Annotated in this window: 1 rRNA gene; it reads left to right on the top strand. The window is 52.1% G+C overall.

The window, feature by feature from the left end:
* Window positions 1-1,060 (top strand): 23S ribosomal RNA (locus tag BMY57_RS16220); the annotation flags it as partial.

The raw sequence follows: 1,060 nt of genomic DNA, 5'->3' as shown, positions 1-1,060 counted from the left end.
CACCGTAGACCCGAAACTGTGTGATCTACCCATGTCCAGGGTGAAGGTCAGGTAACACTGACTGGAGGCCCGAACCCACGTATGTTGAAAAATGCGGGGATGAGGTGTGGGTAGGGGTGAAATGCCAATCGAACACAGAGATAGCTGGTTCTCTCCGAAATAGCTTTAGGGCTAGCCTCAACGTGAGAGTCTTGGAGGTAGAGCACTGATTGGACTAGGGGCCCCTATCGGGTTACCGAATTCAGTCAAACTCCGAATGCCAATGACTTATCGTTGGGAGTCAGACTATGGGTGATAAGGTTCATAGTCGAAAGGGAAACAGCCCAGACCGCCAGCTAAGGTCCCTAAGTATGTGTTAAGTGGAAAAGGATGTGGCGTTGCTTAGACAACCAGGATGTTGGCTTAGAAGCAGCCACCATTTAAAGAGTGCGTAATAGCTCACTGGTCGAGTGACGCTGCGCCGAAAATATACCGGGGCTAAACACATCACCGAAGCTGCGGATTGTCCGTAGGACAGTGGTAGGAGAGCGTTCTAAAGGCGTTGAAGCTAGACCGTGAGGACTAGTGGAGCGTTTAGAAGTGAGAATGCCGGTATGAGTAGCGAAAAAGAAGTGAGAATCTTCTTCACCGTATGCCTAAGGTTTCCTGAGGAAGGCTCGTCCGCTCAGGGTTAGTCGGGACCTAAGCCGAGGCCGAAAGGCGTAGGCGATGGATAACAGGTTGATATTCCTGTACCACCTCCTCTCCATTTGAGTAATGGGGGAACGCAGGAGGATAGGGGAAGCGCGTGATTGGAATGACGCGCCCAAGCAGCGAGAGTGGTGGATAGGCAAATCCGTCCACCGGACGCTTGAGCTGTGATGGGGAGGGAACATAAGTACCGAAGTCCCTGATTTCACACTGCCAAGAAAAGCCTCTAGCGAGGAGAGAGGTGCCCGTACCGCAAACCGACACAGGTAGGCGAGGAGAGTATCCTAAGGTGATCGGGATAACTCTCGTTAAGGAACTCGGCAAAATGACCCCGTAACTTCGGGAGAAGGGGTGCTTGTCTAGGTTACGA

Origin of the sequence: Piscibacillus halophilus (genome assembly GCF_900110685.1) — a bacterium.
GTDB classification, from domain to species: Bacteria; Bacillota; Bacilli; order Bacillales; family Alkalibacillaceae; genus Piscibacillus; species Piscibacillus halophilus.
This window is presented reverse-complemented; position numbering and strand designations above follow the sequence as displayed.